The organism is Pseudomonas sp. PDM01 (genome assembly GCF_014852325.1).
In the GTDB taxonomy this organism is placed as follows: Bacteria; Pseudomonadota; Gammaproteobacteria; order Pseudomonadales; family Pseudomonadaceae; genus Aquipseudomonas; species Aquipseudomonas migulae.
Genome location: NZ_JACVBK010000006.1, coordinates 351,555 through 375,817, shown reverse-complemented (window position 1 = coordinate 375,817; position 24,263 = coordinate 351,555). Strand labels below are relative to the sequence as shown.

Annotated in this window: 24 protein-coding genes; 17 read left to right on the top strand and 7 right to left on the bottom strand. The window is 58.6% G+C overall.

Annotation, left to right across the window (positions count from 1 at the left end; all coding sequences use genetic code 11):
• The first annotated feature begins 18 nt into the window (after positions 1-18).
• From odhB to IB246_RS17665, 7 genes are all read left to right on the top strand, one after another.
• Positions 19-1,242: a 2-oxoglutarate dehydrogenase complex dihydrolipoyllysine-residue succinyltransferase gene (gene odhB / locus IB246_RS17695; protein WP_008039239.1), complete on the top strand. Its 1,224-nt coding sequence runs from the start codon at positions 19-21 to the stop codon at positions 1,240-1,242.
• A 108-nt stretch (positions 1,243-1,350) separates the two neighbouring features.
• Positions 1,351-2,787 (top strand): dihydrolipoyl dehydrogenase, encoded by a 1,437-nt coding sequence (gene lpdA / locus IB246_RS17690; RefSeq protein ID WP_008032670.1) that lies wholly within the window; start codon positions 1,351-1,353, stop codon positions 2,785-2,787.
• A 196-nt stretch (positions 2,788-2,983) separates the two neighbouring features.
• Positions 2,984-4,150: an ADP-forming succinate--CoA ligase subunit beta gene (gene sucC / locus IB246_RS17685; protein WP_007898980.1), complete on the top strand. Its 1,167-nt coding sequence runs from the start codon at positions 2,984-2,986 to the stop codon at positions 4,148-4,150.
• A complete protein-coding gene (gene sucD / locus IB246_RS17680) occupies positions 4,150-5,031 on the top strand; it encodes a succinate--CoA ligase subunit alpha (RefSeq protein ID WP_008032672.1) in 882 nt (293 codons plus the stop codon). Before sucC ends, sucD begins: the two co-directional genes overlap by 1 nt.
• Before the next feature lie 428 nt (positions 5,032-5,459).
• Positions 5,460-6,773 carry a branched-chain amino acid transport system II carrier protein gene (brnQ, locus tag IB246_RS17675; protein ID WP_008039238.1) on the top strand — a complete coding sequence of 438 codons (1,314 nt, stop codon included), beginning with the start codon at positions 5,460-5,462 and terminating at the stop codon, positions 6,771-6,773.
• A 249-nt stretch (positions 6,774-7,022) separates the two neighbouring features.
• Positions 7,023-7,760 (top strand): DUF599 domain-containing protein, encoded by a 738-nt coding sequence (locus IB246_RS17670; protein ID WP_008032675.1) that lies wholly within the window; start codon positions 7,023-7,025, stop codon positions 7,758-7,760.
• Complete coding sequence (locus IB246_RS17665) at positions 7,760-8,161, top strand: MAPEG family protein (protein WP_008039237.1); 402 nt, start codon at positions 7,760-7,762, stop codon at positions 8,159-8,161. The genes IB246_RS17670 and IB246_RS17665 overlap by 1 nt, the downstream gene beginning before the upstream one ends.
• A 67-nt stretch (positions 8,162-8,228) precedes the next feature.
• On the opposite strand, the gene IB246_RS17660 is transcribed toward IB246_RS17665, so the two are convergent.
• Entirely contained in the window at positions 8,229-8,462 is a 234-nt protein-coding gene (locus tag IB246_RS17660) for a hypothetical protein (protein WP_008039236.1), read from the bottom strand.
• 158 nt (positions 8,463-8,620) lie between these two features.
• On the opposite strand from IB246_RS17660, the gene IB246_RS17655 reads away from it, so the two are divergent.
• From IB246_RS17655 to htpG, 3 genes are all read left to right on the top strand, one after another.
• A complete protein-coding gene (locus IB246_RS17655; RefSeq protein WP_008032683.1) occupies positions 8,621-9,097 on the top strand; it encodes a PaaI family thioesterase in 477 nt (158 codons plus the stop codon).
• On the top strand, positions 9,094-9,546 hold the full coding sequence (locus IB246_RS17650; RefSeq protein ID WP_008039225.1) for a PaaI family thioesterase: 453 nt from the start codon (positions 9,094-9,096) through the stop codon (positions 9,544-9,546). The genes IB246_RS17655 and IB246_RS17650 overlap by 4 nt, the downstream gene beginning before the upstream one ends.
• Positions 9,547-9,627: 81 nt before the next feature.
• On the top strand, positions 9,628-11,532 hold the full coding sequence (gene htpG, locus IB246_RS17645; RefSeq protein ID WP_008039224.1) for a molecular chaperone HtpG: 1,905 nt from the start codon (positions 9,628-9,630) through the stop codon (positions 11,530-11,532).
• Positions 11,533-11,770: 238 nt separating this feature from the next.
• On the opposite strand, the gene IB246_RS17640 is transcribed toward htpG, so the two are convergent.
• Both IB246_RS17640 and IB246_RS17635 read right to left on the bottom strand, forming a co-directional pair.
• Positions 11,771-12,631 carry a pirin family protein gene (locus tag IB246_RS17640; protein WP_008039223.1) on the bottom strand — a complete coding sequence of 287 codons (861 nt, stop codon included), beginning with the start codon at positions 12,629-12,631 and terminating at the stop codon, positions 11,771-11,773.
• A gap of 61 nt (positions 12,632-12,692) precedes the next feature.
• Positions 12,693-13,109 carry an OsmC family protein gene (locus IB246_RS17635; protein WP_008039222.1) on the bottom strand — a complete coding sequence of 139 codons (417 nt, stop codon included), beginning with the start codon at positions 13,107-13,109 and terminating at the stop codon, positions 12,693-12,695.
• A gap of 259 nt (positions 13,110-13,368) precedes the next feature.
• Here IB246_RS17635 and IB246_RS17630 point away from each other — a divergent pair, with 259 nt between their 5' ends.
• Complete coding sequence (locus IB246_RS17630) at positions 13,369-14,550, top strand: delta-60 repeat domain-containing protein (protein WP_008039221.1); 1,182 nt, start codon at positions 13,369-13,371, stop codon at positions 14,548-14,550.
• A gap of 75 nt (positions 14,551-14,625) precedes the next feature.
• Here IB246_RS17630 and IB246_RS17625 read toward each other — a convergent pair whose 3' ends face one another.
• The 3 genes from IB246_RS17625 to purM are packed head-to-tail and all read right to left on the bottom strand — an operon-like array spanning position 14,626 to position 17,056.
• On the bottom strand, positions 14,626-15,339 hold the full coding sequence (locus IB246_RS17625) for a DUF3108 domain-containing protein (RefSeq protein ID WP_008039220.1): 714 nt from the start codon (positions 15,337-15,339) through the stop codon (positions 14,626-14,628).
• 8 nt (positions 15,340-15,347) lie between these two features.
• Entirely contained in the window at positions 15,348-15,998 is a 651-nt protein-coding gene (gene purN / locus IB246_RS17620; RefSeq protein ID WP_008039219.1) for a phosphoribosylglycinamide formyltransferase, read from the bottom strand.
• Positions 15,998-17,056 carry a phosphoribosylformylglycinamidine cyclo-ligase gene (gene purM, locus IB246_RS17615; protein WP_008039218.1) on the bottom strand — a complete coding sequence of 353 codons (1,059 nt, stop codon included), beginning with the start codon at positions 17,054-17,056 and terminating at the stop codon, positions 15,998-16,000. The genes purN and purM overlap by 1 nt, the downstream gene beginning before the upstream one ends.
• 385 nt (positions 17,057-17,441) lie before the next feature.
• On the opposite strand from purM, the gene IB246_RS17610 reads away from it, so the two are divergent.
• The 6 genes from IB246_RS17610 to IB246_RS17585 all read left to right on the top strand — a co-directional run bounded on the left by IB246_RS17610 (position 17,442) and on the right by IB246_RS17585 (position 22,813).
• On the top strand, positions 17,442-18,500 hold the full coding sequence (locus IB246_RS17610; RefSeq protein ID WP_008039217.1) for a DUF2066 domain-containing protein: 1,059 nt from the start codon (positions 17,442-17,444) through the stop codon (positions 18,498-18,500).
• A 38-nt stretch (positions 18,501-18,538) separates the two neighbouring features.
• On the top strand, positions 18,539-19,612 hold the full coding sequence (locus IB246_RS17605) for an AI-2E family transporter (protein WP_008039216.1): 1,074 nt from the start codon (positions 18,539-18,541) through the stop codon (positions 19,610-19,612).
• 230 nt (positions 19,613-19,842) lie between these two features.
• On the top strand, positions 19,843-20,547 hold the full coding sequence (gene hda, locus IB246_RS17600) for a DnaA regulatory inactivator Hda (RefSeq protein ID WP_008033543.1): 705 nt from the start codon (positions 19,843-19,845) through the stop codon (positions 20,545-20,547).
• A gap of 213 nt (positions 20,548-20,760) precedes the next feature.
• The gene (locus IB246_RS17595; RefSeq protein ID WP_008033546.1) at positions 20,761-21,387 is read left to right on the top strand and encodes a C40 family peptidase; all 627 of its coding nucleotides are present in this window, start codon (positions 20,761-20,763) and stop codon (positions 21,385-21,387) included.
• Positions 21,388-21,607: 220 nt separating this feature from the next.
• Positions 21,608-22,144: a C40 family peptidase gene (locus IB246_RS17590; protein ID WP_008033547.1), complete on the top strand. Its 537-nt coding sequence runs from the start codon at positions 21,608-21,610 to the stop codon at positions 22,142-22,144.
• A 15-nt stretch (positions 22,145-22,159) separates the two neighbouring features.
• Positions 22,160-22,813, top strand: coding sequence for an O-methyltransferase (locus tag IB246_RS17585; protein WP_008039215.1), 654 nt, complete (start codon positions 22,160-22,162; stop codon positions 22,811-22,813).
• 119 nt (positions 22,814-22,932) lie between these two features.
• On the opposite strand, the gene IB246_RS17580 is transcribed toward IB246_RS17585, so the two are convergent.
• Complete coding sequence (locus IB246_RS17580; protein ID WP_008039214.1) at positions 22,933-24,246, bottom strand: PQQ-dependent sugar dehydrogenase; 1,314 nt, start codon at positions 24,244-24,246, stop codon at positions 22,933-22,935.
• Positions 24,247-24,263 lie beyond the last annotated feature (17 nt).

Below are 24,263 nucleotides of genomic sequence, written 5' to 3'. Positions count from 1 at the left end.
TTTAAGGACTCACAGATAATGGCTATCGAAATCAAAGCCCCCACTTTCCCGGAATCGGTTGCCGATGGCACCGTTGCCACCTGGCACAAACAACCGGGCGACGCTGTAAAGCGTGACGACCTGATCGTCGATATCGAAACCGACAAGGTTGTGCTGGAAGTGTTGGCCACTGCTGACGGCGTGCTGGGCGCTATCGTCAAGAACGAAGGCGACACCGTTCTGTCCGACGAAGTCCTGGGCTCCATCGTTGAAGGCGGCGCTGCTGCCGCTGCTCCGGCTGCCGCTGCTGCTCCGGCTGCTGCACAGGCTGCTGCTCCAGCTGCCGATGGCGAAGACGATCCTGTTGCTGCACCGGCTGCTCGCAAGCTGGCTGAAGAAAACGGCATCAACATCGCTTCCGTTGCCGGCACCGGCAAAGGCGGTCGTGTGACCAAGGAAGACGTGGTTGCAGCTGTTGCTGCCAAGAAAGCCGCTCCGGCTGCCGCGCCTGCCAAGGCTGCTGCTCCTGCTGGCGCTGCTCCTGTGTTCGCCGCTGGCGACCGCATCGAGAAGCGCGTACCGATGACCCGCGTTCGCGCTACCGTGGCCAAGCGCCTGGTAGAAGCTCAGTCGAACATGGCGATGCTGACCACCTTCAACGAAGTCGACATGACCGAAGTCATGGCCCTGCGTTCGAAGTACAAGGACCTGTTCGAGAAGTCCCACAACGGCGTACGCCTGGGCTTCATGTCGTTCTTCGTCAAGGCTGCCACCGAAGCGCTGAAACGCTTCCCGGCTGTCAACGCATCGATCGACGGTGGCGACATCGTTTACCACGGCTACGCTGACGTCGGCGTTGCAGTTTCCAGCGACCGCGGCCTGGTTGTACCGGTTCTGCGTAACGCCGAACTGATGAGCCTGGCTGAAATCGAAGGCGGCATCGCCACCTTCGGCAAGAAGGCTCGCGACGGCAAACTGTCGATGGACGAAATGACCGGCGGTACGTTCACCATCACCAACGGTGGTACCTTCGGTTCGATGATGTCGACTCCGATCGTCAACCCGCCGCAAGCGGCCATCCTGGGCATGCACAACATTCTGCAGCGTCCTATGGCGATCAACGGTCAGGTCGTAATCCGTCCGATGATGTACCTGGCTCTGTCCTACGATCACCGTCTGATCGATGGCAAAGAAGCTGTGACCTTCCTGGTTACCATCAAGAACCTGCTGGAAGACCCGGCTCGTTTGCTGCTGGATATCTGATTTCGTTGCATGGGCCGTGCAGGATGGCGGCCCGTCTGTAATGACCAGCTTCGTCCCACGACGGTCCCCATAAGGGGCCGTCCGGTTTGATTCGAGAAGGAATGACACATGACTCAGAAATTCGACGTGGTAGTGATTGGCGCGGGCCCTGGCGGTTACGTGGCTGCCATTAAAGCAGCGCAACTGGGCCTCACCACTGCCTGCATCGAGAAATACACCGACAAGGAAGGCAAACTGGCCCTCGGCGGTACTTGCCTGAACGTCGGTTGCATTCCATCCAAGGCGCTGCTGGACAGCTCCTGGAAATACAAGGAAGCCAAAGAAGGCTTCGCGATCCACGGTATCAATCACGCTGGCGTGACCATGGACGTGTCGGCAATGGTTGGCCGTAAAGCCAACATCGTCAAAGGCCTGACCTCTGGCGTTGCCACCCTGTTCAAGGCGAACGGCGTCACTTCCCTGCAAGGCCACGGCAAACTGCTGGCCGGCAAGAAAGTCGAACTGACCAAGCCAGACGGCAGCGTTGAAATCATCGAAGCCGAGAACGTGATTCTGGCTTCGGGTTCGCGCCCGATCGACATTCCACCGGCTCCGGTTGACCAGAAAGTGATCGTCGATTCGACCGGCGCACTGGAATTCCAATCCGTACCCAAGCGTCTGGGCGTTATCGGCGCTGGCGTAATCGGTCTGGAACTGGGTTCGGTATGGTCGCGCCTGGGCGCTGAAGTGGTTGTTCTGGAAGCGCTGGAGAAGTTCCTGCCGGCTGCTGACGACGCCGTTTCCAAAGAAGCCTACAAAACCCTGACCAAACAAGGTCTGGACATCAAGCTGGGCGCTCGCGTCACCGGTTCCAAAGTGAACGGCGACGAAGTCGTTGTGAACTACACCGACGCCAACGGCGAACAGAGCATTACCTTTGACAAGCTGATCGTTGCCGTTGGTCGCCGTCCAGTGACCACCGAACTGTTGGCTGCCGACAGCGGTGTGACCATCGACGAGCGCGGTTTCGTATTCGTTGACGACCAGTGCGCCACCAGCGTACCGGGCGTTTACGCGATCGGTGACGTGGTTCGCGGCATGATGCTGGCGCACAAGGCGTCCGAAGAAGGCATCATGGTGGTTGAGCGCATCAAGGGCCACAAAGCGCAAATCAACTATGACCTGATCCCTTCGGTTATTTATACTCACCCGGAAATCGCATGGGTCGGCAAAACCGAGCAGACCTTGAAGGCTGAAGGCGTTGAAGTTAACGTTGGCACCTTCCCGTTCGCAGCCAGTGGCCGTGCCATGGCAGCCAACGACACCGGCGGTTTCGTGAAAGTCATTGCCGATGCCAAGACTGACCGCGTATTGGGCGTCCACGTGATTGGCCCGAGCGCTGCAGAACTGGTTCAGCAGGGCGCGATCGGCATGGAATTCGGCACCAGCGCTGAAGACCTGGGCATGATGGTTTTCTCCCATCCGACCCTGTCTGAAGCCTTGCACGAAGCAGCTCTGGCTGTGAATGGCGGCGCCATCCACATCGCCAACCGCAAGAAGCGTTAAGACAATAAGAAACCACGGCGGTATGGCCCGTCGTGAGCCTTGCATGCAAGACTCACCGCGGAATATCCGCTGGACGCAGTCTTGCGTGGCTGCACCGGGTATCCGGAAAGGCTACGCAAGCAGCAGTCACAGGTGGTGCGGCACTTGAACAAGTGCAGCACCGAATGCGCAGTACCTAACGAAGACGGTAATAAGCATGAATCTTCACGAGTATCAGGGTAAGCAGCTGTTCGCTGAATACGGCCTGCCAGTTTCCACCGGTTATGCGGTAGACACCCCGGAAGCAGCAGCAGAAGCTTGCGACAAAATCGGCGGCACCGAGTGGGTTGTCAAAGCCCAGGTCCACGCTGGTGGTCGCGGTAAAGCGGGCGGCGTTAAGCTGGTTCGCAGCAAAGAAGACGCCAAAGCCTTCGCACAGCAGTGGCTGGGCAAGCGTCTGGTGACTTACCAGACTGACGCCAATGGTCAGCCAGTCACCAAGATCCTGGTTGAATCGTGCACTGATATCGCTAAAGAGCTGTACCTGGGCGCTGTCGTTGACCGTTCGAGCCGTCGCATCGTGTTCATGGCTTCCACCGAAGGTGGCGTGGACATCGAGAAAATCGCTCACGACACTCCAGAAAAAATTCTGAAAGCCACTATCGATCCACTGGTTGGCGCTCAGCCATTCCAGGGTCGCGAGCTGGCATTCCAGCTGGGTCTGGAAGGCAAGCAGGTTGCTCAGTTCGCCAAGATCTTCGTAGGTCTGGCCAAGCTGTTCAAGGATCACGACCTGGCTCTGCTGGAAGTGAACCCGCTGGTGATCAAGGCTGACGGCGATCTGCACTGCCTCGACGCCAAGATCAACATCGACGCCAACGCCATGTACCGTCAGCCTAAGCTGAAGACTTTCCACGATCCGTCGCAAGACGATCCGCGCGAAGCGCACGCTGCCAAGTTCGAACTGAACTACGTAGCACTGGAAGGCAACATCGGTTGCATGGTCAACGGTGCTGGCCTGGCCATGGGTACCATGGACATCGTCAACCTGCATGGCGGCAAACCAGCCAACTTCCTCGACGTGGGCGGCGGTGCTACCAAAGAACGCGTTACCGAAGCTTTCAAAATCATTCTGTCCGACACCAACGTCGCTGCAGTACTGGTTAACATCTTCGGCGGCATCGTTCGTTGCGACATGATTGCCGAAGGCATCATCGGCGCTGTGAAAGAAGTCGGCGTGAAAATCCCGGTTGTTGTTCGCCTTGAAGGCAACAACGCTGAGCTGGGCGCTAAAGTACTGGCAGAAAGCGGTTTGAACATCATCGCTGCTACCAGCCTGACCGACGCTGCTCAACAAGTCGTTAAAGCTGCGGAGGGCAAATAATGAGCGTCCTGATCAATAAAGACACCAAAGTTATCTGCCAGGGTATTACCGGTTCGCAAGGTAGTTTCCACACCCAGCAAGCCATCGAGTACGGCACCAAGATGGTTGGTGGTGTAACTCCTGGTAAAGGCGGCACCGAGCACCTGGGTCTGCCAGTGTTCAACACCGTGAAAGACGCTGTAGCTGCCACTGGCGCCACCGCCAGCGTGATCTACGTTCCAGCTCCTTTCTGCAAGGACTCCATCCTGGAAGCAGCATTCGGCGGCATCAAGCTGATCGTTTGCATCACCGAAGGCATTCCTACCCTGGACATGCTGGACGCTAAAGTTAAGTGCGACGAGCTGGGTATCACCCTGATCGGCCCTAACTGCCCAGGCGTGATCACTCCAGGCGAATGCAAGATCGGCATCATGCCAGGTCACATTCACTTGCCAGGCAAGGTCGGTATCGTTTCCCGTTCCGGCACCCTGACCTACGAAGCTGTGAAGCAAACTACTGACGCCGGTTTCGGTCAGTCGACTTGCGTCGGCATCGGCGGTGACCCGATCCCGGGTTCGAACTTCATCGACATCCTGAAGCTGTTCCAGGAAGACCCGAAGACCGAAGCGATCGTGATGATCGGTGAGATCGGCGGTTCGGCTGAAGAAGAAGCGGCTGCCTACATCAAGGCACACGTGACCAAGCCGGTTGTTTCCTACATCGCTGGTGTGACTGCTCCTCCGGGCAAGCGCATGGGCCATGCTGGCGCAATCATCTCTGGCGGCAAAGGCACTGCAGACGAGAAGTTCGCTGCACTGCAAGACGCGGGCGTTAAAACCGTGCGTTCGCTGGCAGACATCGGCAAGGCCCTGGCCGAGCTGACTGGTTGGGCTGTCAAGTAAGCCTCGCGCTTAGCTGACGCTTCACCAAACAAAGGCCACCTTCGGGTGGCCTTTGTCGTTTCCGGGGTTTGTATCGTTGGTGCCGACCCCTTCGCGGGCAAGCCTCGCTCCTACAGGTTTTTCGTCGTTTGCCGTACTTGTGATCGACGAAGAACCTGTAGGAGCGAGGCTTGCCCGCGAAGGCGTACTTACAGGCATCTACCATTAACATGCAAAAACGCGACACGGAAATGTCGCAGATCGGATAGTTCGCCCTCTAACAGTGCGTTTGTCGCTCAAATTCGTTAGGCTAGCCGCCATTTTTGCGTCCGCATCCCACAAGGAAGCTTCGCGCTAAAGGGTCGGTCCTATACGGGTCGACAGCATTTCCCTCACCCATAAGGGAAATCCCTCTCTAAATTCCGATTCAGTAGTGTGGTATTTCCTTAATGAAAGTGTTGAAAGGCCAGGACATCCTGGCACTTGGTTTTATGACGTTTGCCCTGTTCGTCGGGGCTGGCAACATCATCTTCCCGCCTATCGTCGGTTTGCAGTCCGGGCCTCATGTCTGGATGGCGGCGCTGGGCTTTCTGATCACCGCGGTCGGTCTGCCGGTGATCACCGTTGTTGCCCTGGCCAAGGTCGGTGGCGCGATGGATGCCTTGAGCAGCCCGATCGGCAAAGTCGCCGGTGGCTTGCTGGCCGCTGCGTGCTACCTCGCCGTTGGCCCGCTGTTCGCGACGCCGCGCACCGCGACCGTATCGTTCGAAGTGGGCCTGGCGCCGCTGACCGGCGAAAGCCCGCTGGCGCTGTTCCTCTATAGCTCGGTGTACTTCCTGCTGGTGTTCTTCATCTCGCTCTACCCGGGTCGTTTGCTGGACACCGTAGGGCGTTTCCTCGCACCGCTGAAGATTATCGCCCTGGCCGCCCTCGGCATCGCCGCGTTCGCGTTGCCGGCCGGTGATATCGGCGTGGCGACGCCCGAGTATGTCGCGGCGCCATTCTCCCAGGGCTTCATCAATGGTTACCTGACCATGGATACCCTGGGCGCGCTGGTGTTCGGCATCGTTATCGTCAACGCCATCCGCTCCCGTGGCGTGGATTCTCCGGTGCTGATCACCCGTTACGCGATCATTGCCGGGCTGATTGCCGGCGTCGGTCTGGCGCTGGTGTACGTCAGCCTGTTTCGCCTCGGTTCGGGCAGCCATGAAGTGGCCGCCGGTGCGACCAACGGCGCGGCGGTGTTGCACGCCTACGTTCAACACACATTCGGTTCCTTGGGCAGTGGTTTCCTCGCCGTGCTGATTTCGTTGGCCTGCCTGGTTACGGCGGTCGGTCTGACGTGTGCCTGTGCCGAATACTTCAGCCGTGTGCTGCCACTGTCCTACAAGACCTTGGTCATCATCCTCGCCGCGTTCTCCCTGCTGGTGTCCAACCTGGGCCTCACCAAGCTGATCGCGTTCTCGATCCCGGTCCTCACCGCGATCTACCCGCCGTGCATCGCGCTGGTCGCCCTGAGCTTCTGCAAGGACTTCTGGCATGAGCAGGGCCGCATCGTCGGTCCGGTGATGTTGGTGTCGTTCATCTTCGGCCTGATCGACGCGCTCAAGGGCGCGGGTCTGGCGGACTGGATGCCGATGCAATTGGCGCATTTGCCGCTGAGTGAGCAGGGCCTGGCGTGGCTGGTGCCGTCGGTCATGACCCTGGTGGTTGCGGTGGTTTGCGATCGCATGCTGGGCAAGCGCGAAGAAGCGCTGGCTTAAGGCGTATCACGGCCCGCCATAAGCGGGTCTTGAGCGAACATGGAAATGCCCCGTATCAATCGATACGGGGCATTTTTTATGCGCGTGAGGCAGTGTCTTTTTTTGTCAGCTAACGTCGAAGCACTACCTGTAGGAGCGAGGCTTGCCCGCGAAGAGGGGGTAACATTCGACCTAATCTTCGACAGGTACACCGCCTTCGCGGGCAAGCCACGCTCCTACAGATTCAACCAACGTCTCACAAGGACCTGCATGTCGTTCATCCACGCCAACCTGATCCACATCCTCGCCGCCATCTGGTTTGTCATCTGCTGGGGCGGCTACACCCGTTATGCGACTTGGAAGGGCCGCGACACCGCGTGCCTGGCCAGTGTGTTGCACCTGTACCGCGAAGACTGGATGCGCCGCATGCTGATGCGTGACAACCGCATCGCCGATGCCAGTGTGATCGGTAATCTGGAGCGCAACGCTTCGTTCTTCGCCTCCAGCACACTGATTATCCTGGCCGGTATTCTCACCGTGCTCGGTGCGTCGGAAAGGGCGGTGTCGTTGCTGGCGGACATCCCGATGGTGCAACAGGCCTCCCAGGGCATGTCGGAGATCAAGTTGCTGTGTCTGGCGCTGGTGTTTGTGTATGCGTTCTTCACGTTCAGCTGGTGCATGCGTCAGTACAACTTCGCTGCAATTCTCGTGGGGTCGGCCCCCATGGTCGGCGAGCGGCATGTTTCCGAGCTGGAGCGTAAAGCCTTTGCCGCACGGGCGGCGCGTGTCATCTCCATGGCCGCCAACCAGTTCAACTTCGGCCTGCGTTCCTATTACTTCGGCATGACCATGCTGGCGTGGTTCGTCAGCCCCTGGTTGTTCATGTTGATGAGCGCTGGCGTGGTGCTGGTGCTGTATCGCCGGGAGTTTCATTCCGACGTTCTCGACGTGATGGTCTATACCCCTACAGAGGCGCCATTGCCCGAGGCGAACCGAGAGGCCGCTTGATGAGTATTCCGTTCTGGTGTGTGTTTATCAGTGCCTTGCTGATCTATGTGGCCCGCATGCCGGTGGCCAGGGCCATGAAAGAGCAGGGCGGTTACGACAATCATCTGCCGCGCCAGCAACAGGCACAACTCACTGGGTTTGGCGCCCGCGCAGTGGCAGCTCATCAGAACTGTTTTGAGGCGTTTATATTGTTTGCCGTGGGGGTGTTGATGGCGCACACCACGCAAACGGCGGGCTGGCTGATTGATACGCTGGCAATCATCTTTGTGATTACGCGGGTCATTTACTTAGTGTGCTATTGGAGCGATCTGGCCTGGCAGCGGAGTCTGGTGTGGTTTGTCGGGTTAGTGTGTTCGCTGCTATTGATGATTAGTCCGACTTTTAGAACTATTTTGCTCTAACAAGGAAAATGACAGACAAAAGAAAACCCGCACTTGGCGGGTTTTCTTTATCACGCTAAAAACTGTTTTAGTTTTTAGGTGCTTCTTTTGCTGCAGCTGCATCCGATTCAGCCTGAGCTTTGGCAGCTTCGGCGTTTTCTTTCGCAGCGTCGTTCACTTTATCCTGAGCTTTGCTCATGTCTTGCTGAGCTTGCTCAGCATGTTTATCGGCTTCTTGAGCTTTGTCCTCGGATTTTTTATCGCAGGCAGCGAGACCGAGGGAAGCGGTCAACATCAAGGCAATAGCTAAAGTCTTACGCATGGGGTGTTTCTCCTTATGGAAAATATCTATCTGGCCTTTCGAGCGTGGACATCAGGGTTAAGTTCCTCAATTCGTTCAGATATATAAGATTATTCCTACGGGAACTTTTACGAATACACCTAATACAATCTCCGAGTACTAAGAAGAGTGTTTACCACATGGCCGAAAACCCCGTTTTTGAGCGCGCGACGCGATTCCTTTCGGCGCTCAGGCATTGCCAGGTACTTGGTTTGCGCGTTCACAGCGCCAGCAGCGATGGACTGACGGTCATCCTGCCGTACAGCCCGCAAATTGTCGGCAATCCGCAAACCGGCGTGATCCATGGCGGGGCGTTGACCTCCCTGATGGACACCGCGTGCGGCATGGCCACACTCTGCGTGCTGCCCGAATTCGAAGTCTGCCCGACCCTCGACCTGCGCATCGACTATATGCATGCCGCCGAACCGCATAAGGACGTCTATGGTTTTGCCCAGTGCTACCGGGTCACCACCGACGTGATCTTCGCCCGTGGCTTTGCTTATCAGGACGATCCCGAGCAGCCCATCGCCCATGTCGTCGGTACGTTCATGCGCATGGGCAAGGGCGTCAAAGGCACCAAAGGGTTTGGTGGCGCCATCGCCGGAGGTGCGAAATGACCGACAACTTCAAGGAACAACTGCAACAGGCCCATGAGCAGGGCGACTATGCCTCGCTGCTGCATCTGATTCCCTACGCCAAACTGATCGGTGTCGAGTGTTCGCGGGTGGGGGATGACCTGCTGTTTCGTCTGCCGGCGAACAAGGACAACATTGGTAACCCTTTACTGCCAGCGATTCACGGCGGCGTCATTGCCGGGTTCATGGAGCTGTCCGCCGCCTTGCACCTGCTGATTTTTACCGGTTCACCGGGTGTGCCGAAGATCATCGATTTTTCCCTCGACTACCTGCGCGCCGGGCAGTTTCGCGATACGTGGGCGCGCTGCCAGGTGTGCCGTCAGGGGCGGCGTGTCGCAAACGTGGCAGTGACCGCCTGGCAAAGCACCGAATCCGAGCCCATCGCCACGGCCCGCGCCCACTTCAAAATCGATGAGCCCTTGAAATCCTGATCCGAGCCCCCAACTTTGATGACAACCCGCCGCCGACCCTCTAGGTCGCGGCCACTGCCATCTGATTGGAGTTTGATGACCATGAGTGTGGAAACTCAAAAGGAAACCCTGGGCTTCCAGACCGAGGTGAAGCAGCTGCTGCACCTCATGATCCATTCGCTGTATTCCAACAAGGAAATCTTCCTTCGCGAATTGATCTCGAACGCCTCTGACGCTGTCGACAAATTACGTTTCGAAGCCCTGTCCAAGCCTGAGTTGCTGGAAGGTGGCGCCGAACTGAAAATCCGTGTGAGCTTCGACAAGGACGCTAAAACCGTCACCCTCGAAGACAACGGCATCGGCATGAGCCGTGAAGATGCGATCACCCACCTGGGCACCATCGCCAAATCCGGCACCGCCGATTTCATGAAACACCTGACGGGCGATCAGAAAAAGGATTCGCACCTGATCGGTCAGTTCGGCGTGGGTTTCTACTCTGCCTTCATCGTCGCCGACAAAGTCGACGTGTTCAGCCGTCGTGCCGGTGCTGCTGCCAGCGAAGGCGTGCACTGGTCGTCGAAGGGCGAAGGTAATTTCGAAGTTGCCACCGTCGAGAAAGCCGATCGTGGTACTCGCATCGTCCTGCACCTGAAGTCCGGTGAAGACGAGTTCGCCGATGGCTGGCGTCTGCGCAACATCATCAAGAAGTACTCCGACCACATCGCTTTGCCGATCGAGTTGCCGAAAGAAGTGGCAGCGGCTGAAGGCGAAGAGAAGCCAGCTGTTGAATGGGAAACCGTCAACCGCGCCAGCGCCCTGTGGACCCGTCCTCGTACCGAGATCAAGGACGAGGAATACCAGGAGTTCTACAAGCACATCGCTCACGACTTCGAAAACCCGCTGAGCTGGAGCCACAACAAGGTCGAAGGCAAGCTCGAATACAGCTCGCTGCTCTACGTACCGACCCGCGCTCCGTTCGACCTGTACCAGCGTGAAGCGCCGAAAGGCCTGAAGCTGTACGTGCAGCGTGTGTTCGTCATGGACCAGGCCGAGTCGTTCCTGCCGTTGTACCTGCGCTTCATCAAGGGCGTGGTCGATTCCAATGACCTGTCGCTGAACGTGTCGCGGGAAATCCTGCAGAAAGACCCGATCATCGACTCCATGAAATCGGCGCTGACCAAGCGCGTGCTGGACATGCTGGAAAAACTGGCGAAGAACGAGCCTGAGCAATACAAAGGCTTCTGGAAAAACTTCGGTCAGGTCATGAAAGAAGGCCCGGCAGAAGACTTCGCCAACAAAGAGAAAATCGCCGGCCTGCTGCGTTTTGCGTCCACTCAGGGCGAAGAAGGCGAGCAGGTTGTGGGTCTGGCCGAATACCTGGCTCGCGCCAAGGAAGGTCAGGACAAGATTTACTACCTGACCGGCGAAACCTACGCGCAAGTCAAAAACAGCCCGCACCTGGAAGTCTTCCGCAAGAAAGGCATCGAAGTGCTGCTGCTGACCGACCGCATCGACGAGTGGCTGATGAGCTACCTCAACGACTTCGACGGCAAGAGCTTTGTCGACGTGGCGCGCGGTGACCTCGACCTGGGCAACCTGGATTCGGAAGAAGACAAGAAAGCCGCGGAAGAAGTCGCCAAGTCCAAAGAAGGTCTGGTTGAGCGTCTGAAAACTGCGCTTGGCGAATCCGTGGCTGAAGTGCGGGTTTCCCATCGTCTGACCGACTCCCCGGCGATTCTGGCCATCGGTGAGCAGGACCTGGGCATGCAGATGCGTCAGATCCTGGAAGCCAGCGGTCAGAAGGTTCCGGATTCGAAGCCGATCTTCGAATTCAACCCGGCGCACCCGCTGATCGAGAAGCTCGACAACGAGCAGAGCGACGAGCGCTTCGGCGACCTGTCGCACATTCTCTTCGATCAGGCGGCCCTGGCGGCCGGCGACAGCTTGAAAGACCCGGCCGCGTATGTGCGCCGTCTCAACAAGCTGCTGGTTGAACTGTCGGTTTAACGACGTTGTAAAAAAACCCGCTTCGGCGGGTTTTTTTATGACCTGAAGTTTTTTGGCTGTGAACCCGATCCTGTAGGAGCCGGCTTGCTGGCGATGGCGATGGCGATTTCGACGCCGCCATCGCCAGCAAGCCGGCTCCTACAGTAGACCGCATTCCAATGTGGGAACAGTGATTGCGACTCGGTCTACCGTAGGAGTGAGCCTGCTCGCGATGGCGGCGGCAATAACGCCACAAATCTCAAGGCAGCTCAATACGCTCGCTTTCCCCCGGCACCGTCGGCCAATCCCCGGCCGCCCAGCGCCGGCGCGCTTCGTCGATAGCCGCCGGATCGCTCGCCACAAAATTCCAGTTGATCCGTCGCGGCCCATCCAGCGGCGCGCCGCCGAACAACACCGCATGACAGTCGCTCTCGGCGAACAGCGTCATTTCTTCCCCGGCAGGCAGCACCACTAGCGAGTACGGCTCTATCGGCTCGCCATCGAGCTGCGCCTCACCGCTCAACACGTACAGTGCCCGTTCTTCATGCTCGGTGGGAATCAGCAGCGTGGTTGCTGTTTGCAGGTTCAGTTCCGCGTACAGCGTAGGAGAAAGCACCGGCACTGGCGATTCCAGGCAAAAGCCTGACCCGGCGATCATCCGGATCTTTACGCCAAGGTTATCGCTGACCGGCAACGTGGCTGCCGGGTGATGGCTGTAGTGGCCCGGGCCTTGCTCATGATCCTTGGGCGATGCCAGCCAGATCTGCAAACCGTGCATCGTGAAACCGCTGGCCTTCAGGGCGTCGGGCGTGCGCTCGACATGGGCAATAGCACTGCCAGCGGTCATCCAGCTGACGTCGCCGGCCTCTACCACCTGATCGGAACCGAGGCTGTCCTTGTGCTGGATTTTCCCTTCGAACAAGTAGGTAAGGGTCGACAGACCGATGTGCGGGTGCTGACGGATGTTCATGCCTTTGCCCGCTGGATAACGGGTTTCCAGCATGTGGTCGAAAAACACAAAAGGCCCGACGCTGCGGCATTTGGCTGACGGCAACGGGCGAAGAATCGGTTGGCCTTCGACATCTTCGGCGCGGGGGCGAATCACGAGCGGAGTGTTCATGGTGCATTCCAGGCTGAGCGGGTGACGCGTGGAGCATAACCCGCTTGCCCGAGCCTTGCCGCTATTGGCTGAACGCGCCTTCGGACAGATGGGTTTCGATGCTGACTTCGCTGGTGGTCATCAGCTTGTGCACTGGGCAGCGGTCGGCCACGCGATGCAGTTCGTCGCGCTGGGCGTCGGTGAGCACGCCCTTGAGGGTCAGTTTGACGTGCAGGGCGTATTTGCCTTTTTGCTCTTCGCTGTTGTCGCGTTTGACCTCTACGCCAACGCCGGTCAGCGGGATGCCTTTCTTCTTCGCGTAGAGCTTCAGGGTCAGGGCCTTGCATGCGCCGAGCGCTGCATCGAAATAGTCGTGCGGCTCAGGCGCCGAGCCTTCGCCACCGGACGATGTCGGGACATCGGCGAAGAGTTCGTGGTCATCGATTTGTACGCTGTGGCGAAAACCTTCGGCGGAAACGGTATTGACGGTGACTGTCATGGGGAACCTCGGCAGTAGGAAAAGTCATTCGATCAAAAAAGACCTTGAAGGTATAGAGCATTCCTTCTGAGATGCCTTCCAAACTCTTGCCGGGGGGGGGGGTAACTGTCATTTATGACAGTAGTCGGGCTTCGTTGAGCGTGTTTGAATCAACTCGACGGGACGCAATCCTTTCTGCATGGGGCGGAGCTCAATGGGTGTTATGCACGCTCTTGCCCAAGGCAAGATGTTCCCTTTTTCAAGTTCAAGGAGAGAAGCAATGGTGACGCATAACGATACACCCGGTGTGGCGGCGAGCGGTGAGCTCGACCCTTCTTTTGCCACAGGCGGAAAATTTCAGGCACCGGCGGGCACAGGCAGAGTGGTGTCACTCTTGGACGAAGGCGAGTCGATGACGCTGGCGATGACAGCGCCAGCATTAACGCGCGGCGACTTCTTTCTATGCCGCGTGAGTAAAAACGGTGTGTTGGACCAAACCTTTGGCACCGGAGGAGTGCTGAAATGGCGTTTTGAAGATGCGGGTTCTTCTATCCTGGGAGCGGCATTGCTACAACCTGACAGGAAAATCCTGTTGATTGGTAACTCCGACCAAGGGGGTAAATCACGGCTGGCCCTGACTCGCGTTAATTCCAGTGGAAGTCCGGATCTTGTCTTCGGGCGAAAAATACACAGCTTGTATCCTGACTCGCACACTCTCTTGAATGGTATCCGTGGATGCTTGCAACCGGACGGCAAGATAATTGTGACCTGCCATTATTCGGTAGGCGGCAAGTATAGTCCGGTGCTGGTCAGGCTGTTGGCCAATGGAGAGCTGGATTCGTCGTTTGGCGTCGACGGTAAAGTCGAAATCCCCTCTGCTGCCTCCGCCATGTTATCGAGGGCGGTTTCGGTCCAGAGCAGTGGCCGGATTATTGTCGCAGGGTATATGACAGGCCAAAGCTTTGTGGCGGGGTTTAAAGCAGACGGCACCTTGGACACCACTTTTGGAGTCGAGGGGTTTTCGTTTTTTGCGGCAGAGGGGGTAGAGTTTGCCTTTTTTGAGATGCTGCTCTTGCAGGATGATCGCATCCGTTGCGTGGGTGGCAATGCTCAAAATGCGGGTATCGGGGCATTGCTGGTGGGGTTGGATAAGAACGGCAAACTAGAGCAGGGTTTTAATGGTGGGCAGCCAGTAATAACTCAGCGGTTGCTTGGCAGATGGCACTCAATTAGCGAGCAAAGTGATGGTAAATTGCTTGTCATTGGTGAGTCTGGAGGAGCTGAACTCGTGTGTTCTCGATTCTTGCCCAGCGGACCAATCGATACCGATTTTGGATGGTCGGGCTTCAGATATTATCCCGGACATCCGGTTGATTGTGTGGTCCAGCCCTGCGGTCGTTGGGTGACGGCTGTGCATGATTCTGGTGGTAGGTCGTCCTGGCTTTACGGGCTGACCACCTGAGATACCTGGTTAACCCTCCCTTTATATGTCAAAAAAAAGCCCCGCAATTGCGGGGCTTTTTCGTATCACTGCGGATCAGCTGCCTTTGACAGCCTTGCCGTTGACCTTGCCGTCGAGGAGCATGATGTTGTACTCCTTGCCGTCGGTTTCGACCTGTTGCAGGCGAACCAGCAGGTAATCCCAATCCTTGGCGAACCACAGCACGGTGATGCGCTTGCTTTGTGTCGGGTCGCGCACGCGCTCGACCTTGATCGCGTCGATCTGGCCAGCCTTGGTGTCGACTTTTTCCGAGCCCAGCACGCGGAAGTCATAAGTATCGACTTCACCATCATCGACCACCTGATAGCTCATGCTTTTCTTGCCGGCGGCCACGTCATGCTGCAGGGCCAACTGGTAAGTGGATTTGTCGACCATGCCGCGGTTGAGCGGGATCTTGACCGCGTCGCCGCGATCGGTGCCGGTGACCATTTTGGTGGTCCAGTCGAAATCCAGGTCAGCCTTCTTGGCTTTGCCCAGGCCACCGCGCTCAAAGTGGTAGGACTGTGGCAGCAGGGTGTCCTTGTCCAGGGTCAGGGTGCTTTCTTCGGTCAGGCTGGCAATCATCATCGATGCCTTGAAGCTGAGCTTCCAGACGCCGTTGGCTTCCTTGGTCAGGCTGCGCTCGGCGGTGCCGCTCATGGGCAGCTGCTTCCAGTCGGCGGTGTAGCTGGCGGAGAAGGGTTGAAGTTCTGCAGCCTGCGCGAAAGGCAGGGCAAGCAGAGCGCAAGCGAAGAGCAGGGCGCGACGCATAAAATCTCCTAGGTTCGAATCAAGTGGCCACTGGCCGCGAGTAACTTGCCATCCAGTAAAGCACCTTGTTCACCGAGTGATAAGCGACCTTCTGCAAACCAGCGTACGGCCATCGGGTAGATCAGGTGTTCCTGGGTATGAACTCGCTGCGCCAGACTCTGCGGCGAATCGTGCAACTCTACCGGTATTACTGCCTGTACGACCAGTGGTCCGCCATCGAGTTCCTCGGTGACAAAGTGCACGGAACAGCCGTGTTCAGTATCGCCGGCCTCCAGCGCGCGCTGATGAGTGTGTAACCCTTTGTATTTGGGTAGCAGCGAGGGATGGATGTTGAGCAGGCGACCCGCGTAGTGGCGCACGAAATCAGCGCTGAGGATGCGCATGAAACCGGCCAGGACCACGAGTTTGGGATTGAAAGCGTCGATCAGTTCGATCAGCGCGGCATCGAAGGCTTCGCGGCCTTCGAAAGCCTTGTGATCCAGGGAGCGGGTGTCGATACCCGCGTCCCTGGCGCGTTGCAGGCCGTAGGCGTCGGCGCGGTTGGAAATCACCGCAGCGATGCGGACCGGGCTGTCGCCGGTCCGCGTGCTGTCGATCAAGGCCTGCAAGTTACTGCCGGTGCCGGACAGCAGCACCACCACATCACAGGTGACGGACATTAATGAGCCTTGAGGTTCTTCAGTTCAACCTGGGTTGCGCCTTCGGCAGCAGTAGCGATCTGACCAATGACCCAAGGCTGCTCGCCAGCTTCACGCAGAACGTTCAGCGCGGTTTCAACGTGCTCTTGAGCCACGCAGATCACCATGCCGACGCCGCAGTTCAGTACGCGGTGCATTTCGTTTTCGTCGACGTTGCCTTTCTCTTGCAGCCAGTCGAACACGGCAGGGCGGTTCCAGCTCGCCACGTCAACTACCGCTTGAGCGCCTTTTGGCAGTACACGCGGGATGTTGTCCAGCAGGCCGCCACCGGTGATGTGGGCCATGGCTTTGACCGCGCCGGTTTCCTTGATCAGCTTCAACAGCGGCTTCACGTAGATGCGGGTCGGGGCCATCAGCAGGTCGGTCAGCGGTTTGCCGTCGAGCTGGATGTTTTCGATGTCGGCACCGGAGACTTCGATGATCTTGCGGATCAGCGAGTAGCCGTTGGAGTGCGGGCCGGAAGACGGCAGGGCGAGCAGGGCATCGCCGGCAGCGACTTTCGAACCGTCGATGATTTCGGATTTTTCCACGACGCCGACGCAGAAACCGGCCAGGTCGTAGTCTTCGCCTTCGTACATGCCAGGCATTTCAGCGGTTTCGCCGCCGACCAGGGAGCAGCCGGACAGTTCGCAGCCTGCGCCGATACCGGTCACGACCTGGGTCGCGGTTTCGACGTTGAGTTTGCCGGTGGCGTAGTAGTCGAGGAAGAACAACGGCTCGGCGCCGCAGACCACCAGGTCGTTCACGCACATGGCGACCAGGTCGATGCCGATGCTGTCGTGTTTGTTCAGGTTCAGCGCCAGGCGCAGCTTGGTGCCGACGCCGTCGGTGCCGGAAACCAGCACAGGCTGCTTGTAGCCGGCCGGGATTTCGCAGAGGGCGCCGAAACCGCCCAGGCCGCCCATGACTTCCGGGCGCGCAGTGCGCTTGGCGACGCTCTTGATGCGTTCGACCAATGCTTCACCGGCGTCGATGTCTACACCGGCGTCCTTGTAGCTCAGGGAGGGTTGCTTGCTCATGATCCAGGCCTTTAGGGGGGATTCAGGGGTAACGACCGGGTCCAGTGGGACTGTCGGAACAGACGAAGGCGAGTGCCATGCGCGCTATTCCGACACTGCCCGGCTGTTGCCGGTCTGCGAAGGCGCGCGATTTTATCAGGCTTGAGGGGCAGCGGCCATCCTCAGGCCGACAGCAGGGGCATATCGATACAAAAAAACCGTAATTGCCCGTGTTGGTCGTCTCCCGCTTGGCTGTATAAGGTATCGCGATTAACCGTCTATCGTTATGGCAGTGCGAAAAACTTAACCGGGACGTGTGAATGTTTTGCGTCGGGCGATGGTCACAGCCTTGCTCGATTGTCTTCATGCGGTCAGTTCCAGCCGCTCTTGTCGTCAGGAATCCTCCATGCGTTTTTTCAGATCATTGTTTGTGGGTTGTTTGTCCCTGGTCAGCCTGGCGAGTCATGCTGAAACCGTAAAAGGCCTTTATCAGGTGCGCGAGCCAGTCACCAGTCAGGCGCCTGAAGAGCGCGATCAAGCCACCCAGCGTGCGCTCGACACGCTGGTATTGCGCCTGACCGGCGACCCCAAGGCAGCGCAAAGTCCGGGGTTGGCGGCCGTCCGCAAGGACCCGCAGCAGATCATCAGTCAGTACGGCTTCGACGCCGGCCCGCCGGAAGTGCTGAAAGTCGATTTCGACCCGGCCTCCACCGAACAGGCGTTGCGCCGTGCCGGGCTGTCGCTGTGGGGGGCAAACCGGCCGTCGATCCTCGGTTGGTGGTTGAATGATTCCGCCGAAGGTTCGAGCCTGGTCGGTGATGGGCAGGCCGCTGCTGCGCCGCTGCGTCGTGCCGCACAACATCGTGGTCTGCCGCTGCGTCTGCCATTGGCGGACTTGAGTGAACAATTGGTCGCCACCGCACCGAATCTGGAAGGTACGGATGCAGCGCCACTGCGCGGTGCATCGGAGCGTTACAACGCCGATGCCTTGCTGGCGGTGCATGCGCGGGAGGAGGGCGGTCAGTGGCAGGCCAAATGGCATTTGTGGCTGGGCGATCAGAAGGAGGCGGGCAGCGTGCAGGGCGCGGATCAGGCCGCTGTGGCTGACGCGGTGCTGCTGGCGGTCAGTCAGCGTCTGGCGCCACGGTTTGTGGTCAAGCCAGGCACTTCGGGTGAGCAGCTGCTGGAAGTGCAGGGCATGAACCTGGAGCACTATGCAACGCTCGGGCGTTTGCTTGAGCCGTTTGGCGCGCGTCTGCAAAGTGTTGACGGTAACCGTATTCTCTACCGGGTCAATGGCAGCGCCGAGCAGTTGCGCTCGCAGTTGTCGCTGGCGAAGTTGCAGGAGGTTCCGGCGGGTGAGGCACCTGCTCCCACGGCGCCTGTCCAGCCGGTGGTCCAGGGTTCGGCGCCCGCTGTTGCGCCAACGCCTGCACCGGTGCCGCAACTGCGTTTCCGTTGGTAAGGTTTTCTTTCTTTATATAGATGCATATGGAGTGGTACATGGCCGATACGCGGCGTTGGTTCTGGTTGGGTGGAGTGGTTCTGCTCTGCGCGTTTATCTGGCTGTTGCATCCGATTCTGACGCCGTTCCTGGTGGCGCTGCTGTTGGCCTACTTGTTCGACCCGCTGGTGGATCGCCTGGAAAAGGCCGGGCTCTCGCGGACGTGGGGCGTGGTGGCGGTGTTCGCGTTGTTCTCTTTGATTTTCACCACGTTGTTGCTGGTGCTGGTGCCGATGCTCGCCAAGCAGTTGTTTCGCTTGTATGAACTGGCGCCACAGATGCTCGACTGGTTGCAGCACACTGCATTGCCGTGGGCGCAATCGAAGTTCGGGTTGTCGGATGGCTTCTGGAAATTCGACAAACTCAAGGCGGCAATCAGCGAACACATGGGCCAGACCACCGACATTGTCGGCATGGTGTTGAGTCAGGCGACCGCTTCCGGCCTTGCGTTGATCGGTTGGCTGGCCAATCTGGTGCTGATCCCGGTGGTGAGCTTTTACCTGCTGCGGGACTGGGACGTGATGATGGCCAAGATCCGCAGCCTGTTGCCCCGCGCTCGTGAAGAGCGCGTCGTGATTCTGGCCGGCGAATGCCATGAAGTGCTGGGGGCGTTCGTGCGCGGGCAACTGCTGGTCATGGTGGCGCTGGGTGTGATCTATTCGGCGGGCCTGATGCTGGTAGGGCTCGAGCTGGGGTTGCTGATCGGGATGATCGCCGGTCTGGCGGCGATTGTGCCGTACATGGGGTTTGTCATCGGGATTGGCGCGGCGTTGATTGCCGGCCTGTTCCAGTTTGGTGGCGACCTGTACCCGATGATTGGCATCGTTGTGGTGTTCATGGTCGGCCAGGCGCTGGAAGGCATGGTGCTGACGCCGTTGCTGGTGGGCGACCGGATCGGCCTGCATCCGGTGGCGGTGATCTTCGCGATTCTGGCCGGCGGTGAGCTGTTCGGTTTTACCGGCGTGCTGCTGGCGCTCCCGGTAGCGGCGGTGATCATGGTTCTTGTGCGCCATGTGCATGATTTGTATAAAGATTCTGATATCTACAGTGGCGTCGATGAACCTGAGCTGTAAGGTTCGCTGATGGCCCGTCGCGGGCGGCCTGGTTCAGTACCAGGCTGGCCCGTATCCCTTGCGTGGCTGTCACATGCGCCGCCAAAGAAACTGTCATAAAACCGGTGCGATAACGCAAACCTTTGATTTTGCTTATGGTCTGTCGCATTGTGCGGTCAGCGTCACGGGTATAAACTTCGCAAACTTTACACAGAGGCCACTAACGGTTCCTTTGGAACTGTTCAGTCAGCATGAAACCGATTCAGCTGCCCCTAGGTGTGCGTCTGCGTGATGACGCTACCTTTATCAATTACTACCCAGGCGCCAATGCCGCTGCACTCGGCTATGTCGAGCGGCTTTGCGAAGCCGACGCCGGCTGGACCGAAAGCCTGATTTATCTCTGGGGCAAGGACGGGGTAGGGCGTACGCATCTGCTGCAGGCGGCCTGTCTGCGCTTTGAACAGTTGGGGGAGCCAGCGGTGTACTTGCCGTTGGCCGAGCTGCTGGATCGCGGTATCGAAATCCTCGACAACCTCGAACAATACGAACTGGTCTGCCTCGACGACTTGCAAGCGGTTGCCGGGCGCGCGGATTGGGAAGAGGCGTTGTTCCATCTGTTCAATCGCCTGCGTGACAGCGGTCGGCGTTTGCTGATTGCGGCATCGACCTCGCCGCGTGAATTGCCGGTGAAGCTGGCGGACCTGAAATCCCGCCTGACCCTGGCGCTGATCTTCCAGATGCGTCCGCTGTCCGACGAAGACAAATTGCGTGCCTTGCAACTGCGCGCATCCCGTCGCGGCCTGCACCTGACCGACGAAGTCGGGCATTTTATTTTGACTCGCGGTACTCGCAGCATGAGCGCGCTGTTCGAGCTGCTTGAGCGTCTCGATCAGGCCTCCCTTCAAGCTCAACGCAAGCTGACCATTCCGTTCCTGAAAGAAACGTTGGGCTGGTAAGGCCCAGGTTTTTCAGGGGTTGCGGCATATTTCAGGCGCCACAAAATCCGCTTTCCTGCATGGGGCAGGCTGCGCGAGCGTCTAAATGGGGCTTAAGCGCTTAGATGTAAACGCGAAACCAAGAAGTCACATAAAGTTCGATTGAATTTGCAAATGAGGTTGATAGCGGGCATAGTCTCGGCTTCTTTACAACTATCAGCCACGGTCGTGCCCATGCTAAATCGCTTCGCACCCCTCGTGCCTCTCGCACTCGTCACCCTGTTGTTCGGTTGCGCTGCTCACTCTCCAGTGTCCCAGCAAGAGCAACAACAGCAGGTTAAAAATTCAGTTACCGCGCAATCTTCTTCCGTTCTTTTCCAGGAAGAACTGGCCACCGATAAAGAACTGGCAGACTTCGCCGACGGCAAGTCCTACCAGCTTCCGGTTCTGGCCGACAGCATCCTCGAGCGTGGCATGTCCCTGATCGGTACCCGTTACCGTTTCGGCGGCACCTCCGAGGCTGGCTTCGATTGCAGCGGCTTCATCGGTTACCTGTTTCGTGAAGAGGCCGGCATGAACCTGCCGCGTTCCACTCGCGAAATGATCAACGTTGACGCGCCACTGGTTTCCCGTAGCGCGCTCAAGCCGGGCGATCTGCTGTTCTTCGCCACCAATGGTCGCCGCGGTCGTGTCAGTCACGCCGGGATCTACCTGGGTGACAACCAGTTCATCCACTCCAGCAGCCGCAAAAGCGGTGGTGTCCGGGTCGATAGCCTGGGCGACAGCTACTGGAGCAAAACCTTCATCGAAGCCAAGCGCGCACTCGCGATGGCCCCGACCGTGGTCACGGCACGCAAGTAATTGTCCAGCCTGTCGCCACATCAGTGGCGGCAACGGCCTCTCTGCAACAGAGTAGGCCGACAGTTTGTAAGGCGAACTTAAAGTCTTACTTGAAGTTTGCCGTGTACCCGCTAGAATCCTGATCTATTATTGATGGCAAACCGCCTGCGTCCTGCGCAGGCGGTTTTCTTTTCTGCCTTTGCGGTGGAAAAAGCCGCAGCCAGATCAGGATGTTCTGCTTATGACGATGTCGGCCCGCCTCGCACTCATGTTCTTCGCAGCGCTGCTCAGTGCCTGCGCCAGCCGCACACCGCCACCTGCGCCGGTGGTTCGCGCACCCATTGTCTTCGGCTCCGCGCAACCCTTTTCGCCTGAGGCGGAAGACGTGTTGTTTCGCGCCTTGGGCCTCGTGGGCACGCCTTATCGCTGGGGCGGCAATACGCCAGATTCCGGGTTCGATTGCAGCGGTCTGATCGGTTATGTCTATCGTGACGTGACGGGCATTTCCCTGCCACGCACCACGCGCGAGATGATCAGCATGCAGGCAGCCAATGTCGGCAAGGAAGGCCTGCAAACCGGCGACCTGGTTTTCTTCGCCACCAATGGCGGCTCCCAGGTCAGCCATGCCGGGATCTACGTTGGCGAAGGCCGTTTCGTCCATGCACCAGCCACTGGCGGCACGGTGAAGCTCGACAGCTTGTCCAAAGCGTATTGGCAGAAAGCTTACCTGAGCGCCAAGCGTGTTCTGCAACCCGAGCATTTGGCGCGTAACCCCTAGTTCGCAGAGGTCGTCATGACCGCCCGCACACTCAATCTCGACGATTCCCTGTATCAATACCTGCTCGACGTTTCCCTTAGGGAAACGCCGCTGCTCAAGCGTTTGCGCGATGAAACCCAGGCGCTGCCGATGGCGCGCTGGCAGGTGGCGCCGGAGCAGGGGCAGTTCCTCGCATTGCTGGTGAAACTCACCGGCGCGAGGCGTTTGCTGGAAGTCGGCACCTTCACCGGTTACAGCGCCTTGTGCATGGCGGCGGCATTGCCGGATGACGGTTCGCTGATTTGCTGTGATATCCCCGGCGACTACAACACCACGGCGCTCCGTTACTGGAAGGAAGCGGGCGTTGCCGAACGAATTGACCTGCGCCTGGCGCCCGCGCTGGAAACCCTGGCTCGGCTGGATCAACCCGGTCAATTCGATTTGATTTTCATTGATGCCGACAAGGCCAACTATCCGGCCTACCTGGAGCACGCGTTGCGTCTGCTGCGCGTTGGTGGTCTGGCGGTGTTCGATAACACCCTGTGGAGCGGGAGGGTGCTGGAGCCGAATCCCGAAAGCGTAGACACCCGCGCTATCCAGGCGCTCAACTGTGCCTTGAAGGATGACTCGCGTGTGGATCTGTCGTTGTTGCCGCTGGGCGATGGTTTAACCCTCTGCCGCAAGCGGTAACGCTGATCCCTGTGGGAGCGAGCCTGCTCGCGATAAGGGCAGTACATCCAACATTGATGTTGCCTGATGCACCGCTATCGCGAGCAAGCTTGCTCCTACAGGGTATGTGTGTGGCGCAGTTACTGGGTTGCCGACACCCGCCACACCTTATTCCCCACATCATCCGCCACCAGCAAATCACCCTGCTGATCAATCACCACACCCACCGGCCGGCCCATGGCTTTTTCCTCGTCATTGAGGAAGCCCGTCAGCACGTCAACCGGGCTTCCGTTCGGTTTGCCGGCACTGAACGGCACGAAAATCACTTTGTAACCACTGTGCGGCTTGCGGTTCCATGAACCATGCTGGCCAATGAACACGCCTTCCTTGAATTGCGCTGGCAGCCTGTTGCCTTCAGCGAACGTCAGACCCAGTGAGGCGGTATGCGGGCCGACCGCGTAGTCCGGAGCAATGGCCTTAGCCACCAGGTCCGGGTTTTGCGGCTCGACGCGAATATCGACGTGCTGGCCGTAGTAGCTGTAAGGCCAGCCATAGAACCCGCCGTCCTTGACCGAGGTGATGTAGTCCGGCACCAGGTCGCTGCCGATTTCATCTCGCTCGTTGACCGCCGTCCACAACGCGCCGCTCCGCGGTTCCCAGGCCATGCCGTTGGGATTGCGCAGGCCCGAGGCGAAAATCCGATGCTTGCCGGTGGCGCGATCCACTTCCCAGATCGCCGCGCGACCTTCTTCCTGATCCATGCCGTTTTCGGCGACGTTGCTGTTGGAACCCACCGTGACGTACAGCTTGCTGCCGTCCTTGCTGGCGATCACGTTTTTGGTCCAGTGGTGATTCAGCGTGCCGCCCGGCAGATCAACCACTTTGATCGGCGGCGACTTGATGGTCGTGGTGCCGTCCTGGTAGTGAAATCGCAGCAAGCGGTCCGTGTCGGCGACATACAGGTCATTGCCGACCAGGGTCATGCCGAAGGGCGAATTAAGGTTTTCCAGAAACACCGTGCGAGTTTCGGCGATGCCGTCGTGGTCTTTGTCGCGCAGCAACGTGATCCGGTTCGGGCTTGGGACGCTGGCACCGGCGCGGCCCATGACTTTCTTCATGACCCAGCCTCTAACGCCTTTGCCATCATCGGGTTTGGGCGGCGCATTGGTTTCGGCGACGAGCACGTCACCGTTCGGCAGCACGTACAGCCAGCGCGGGTGATCGAGGTTTTCAGCAAATGCCGCCACTTGCGTTCCCGTTGCTGCCGTGGGTTTCGCGCCGTCCGGCCAGCCGATTGCCGGGGCGATGTTGACTGTCGGGATCAGGGTCTTGTTCGGTTCTGGCAGTCGAGGGGACGGGCCGGTGCCGTCGGAGACTTGCAGGGTGGAGGTCTCGCTGCAGGCAGCGAGCCCTCCTGTGAGGGCGATGACGAGAACGAGCAGGGGCTTGTGCATGCTGATCTTCCCTATAA

Coding starts and splice junctions, on each gene's coding strand:
- purN (WP_008039219.1), bottom strand. CDS start 15,998: ATGTCCGTCACCTGTGATGTGGTGGTGCTGCTGTCCGGCACCGGCAGT.
- IB246_RS17635 (WP_008039222.1), bottom strand. CDS start 13,109: ATGACAGTCACCGTCAATACCGTTTCCGCCGAAGGTTTTCGCCACAGC.
- IB246_RS17590 (WP_008033547.1), top strand. CDS start 21,608: ATGACGATGTCGGCCCGCCTCGCACTCATGTTCTTCGCAGCGCTGCTC.
- brnQ (WP_008039238.1), top strand. CDS start 5,460: ATGAAAGTGTTGAAAGGCCAGGACATCCTGGCACTTGGTTTTATGACG.
- lpdA (WP_008032670.1), top strand. CDS start 1,351: ATGACTCAGAAATTCGACGTGGTAGTGATTGGCGCGGGCCCTGGCGGT.
- IB246_RS17640 (WP_008039223.1), bottom strand. CDS start 12,631: ATGAACACTCCGCTCGTGATTCGCCCCCGCGCCGAAGATGTCGAAGGC.
- IB246_RS17595 (WP_008033546.1), top strand. CDS start 20,761: ATGCTAAATCGCTTCGCACCCCTCGTGCCTCTCGCACTCGTCACCCTG.
- IB246_RS17605 (WP_008039216.1), top strand. CDS start 18,539: ATGGCCGATACGCGGCGTTGGTTCTGGTTGGGTGGAGTGGTTCTGCTC.
- odhB (WP_008039239.1), top strand. CDS start 19: ATGGCTATCGAAATCAAAGCCCCCACTTTCCCGGAATCGGTTGCCGAT.
- IB246_RS17630 (WP_008039221.1), top strand. CDS start 13,369: ATGGTGACGCATAACGATACACCCGGTGTGGCGGCGAGCGGTGAGCTC.
- IB246_RS17585 (WP_008039215.1), top strand. CDS start 22,160: ATGACCGCCCGCACACTCAATCTCGACGATTCCCTGTATCAATACCTG.
- sucD (WP_008032672.1), top strand. CDS start 4,150: ATGAGCGTCCTGATCAATAAAGACACCAAAGTTATCTGCCAGGGTATT.
- htpG (WP_008039224.1), top strand. CDS start 9,628: ATGAGTGTGGAAACTCAAAAGGAAACCCTGGGCTTCCAGACCGAGGTG.
- IB246_RS17625 (WP_008039220.1), bottom strand. CDS start 15,339: ATGCGTCGCGCCCTGCTCTTCGCTTGCGCTCTGCTTGCCCTGCCTTTC.
- IB246_RS17610 (WP_008039217.1), top strand. CDS start 17,442: ATGCGTTTTTTCAGATCATTGTTTGTGGGTTGTTTGTCCCTGGTCAGC.
- IB246_RS17655 (WP_008032683.1), top strand. CDS start 8,621: ATGGCCGAAAACCCCGTTTTTGAGCGCGCGACGCGATTCCTTTCGGCG.
- IB246_RS17660 (WP_008039236.1), bottom strand. CDS start 8,462: ATGCGTAAGACTTTAGCTATTGCCTTGATGTTGACCGCTTCCCTCGGT.
- IB246_RS17670 (WP_008032675.1), top strand. CDS start 7,023: ATGTCGTTCATCCACGCCAACCTGATCCACATCCTCGCCGCCATCTGG.
- hda (WP_008033543.1), top strand. CDS start 19,843: ATGAAACCGATTCAGCTGCCCCTAGGTGTGCGTCTGCGTGATGACGCT.
- IB246_RS17650 (WP_008039225.1), top strand. CDS start 9,094: ATGACCGACAACTTCAAGGAACAACTGCAACAGGCCCATGAGCAGGGC.
- IB246_RS17665 (WP_008039237.1), top strand. CDS start 7,760: ATGAGTATTCCGTTCTGGTGTGTGTTTATCAGTGCCTTGCTGATCTAT.
- IB246_RS17580 (WP_008039214.1), bottom strand. CDS start 24,246: ATGCACAAGCCCCTGCTCGTTCTCGTCATCGCCCTCACAGGAGGGCTC.
- sucC (WP_007898980.1), top strand. CDS start 2,984: ATGAATCTTCACGAGTATCAGGGTAAGCAGCTGTTCGCTGAATACGGC.
- purM (WP_008039218.1), bottom strand. CDS start 17,056: ATGAGCAAGCAACCCTCCCTGAGCTACAAGGACGCCGGTGTAGACATC.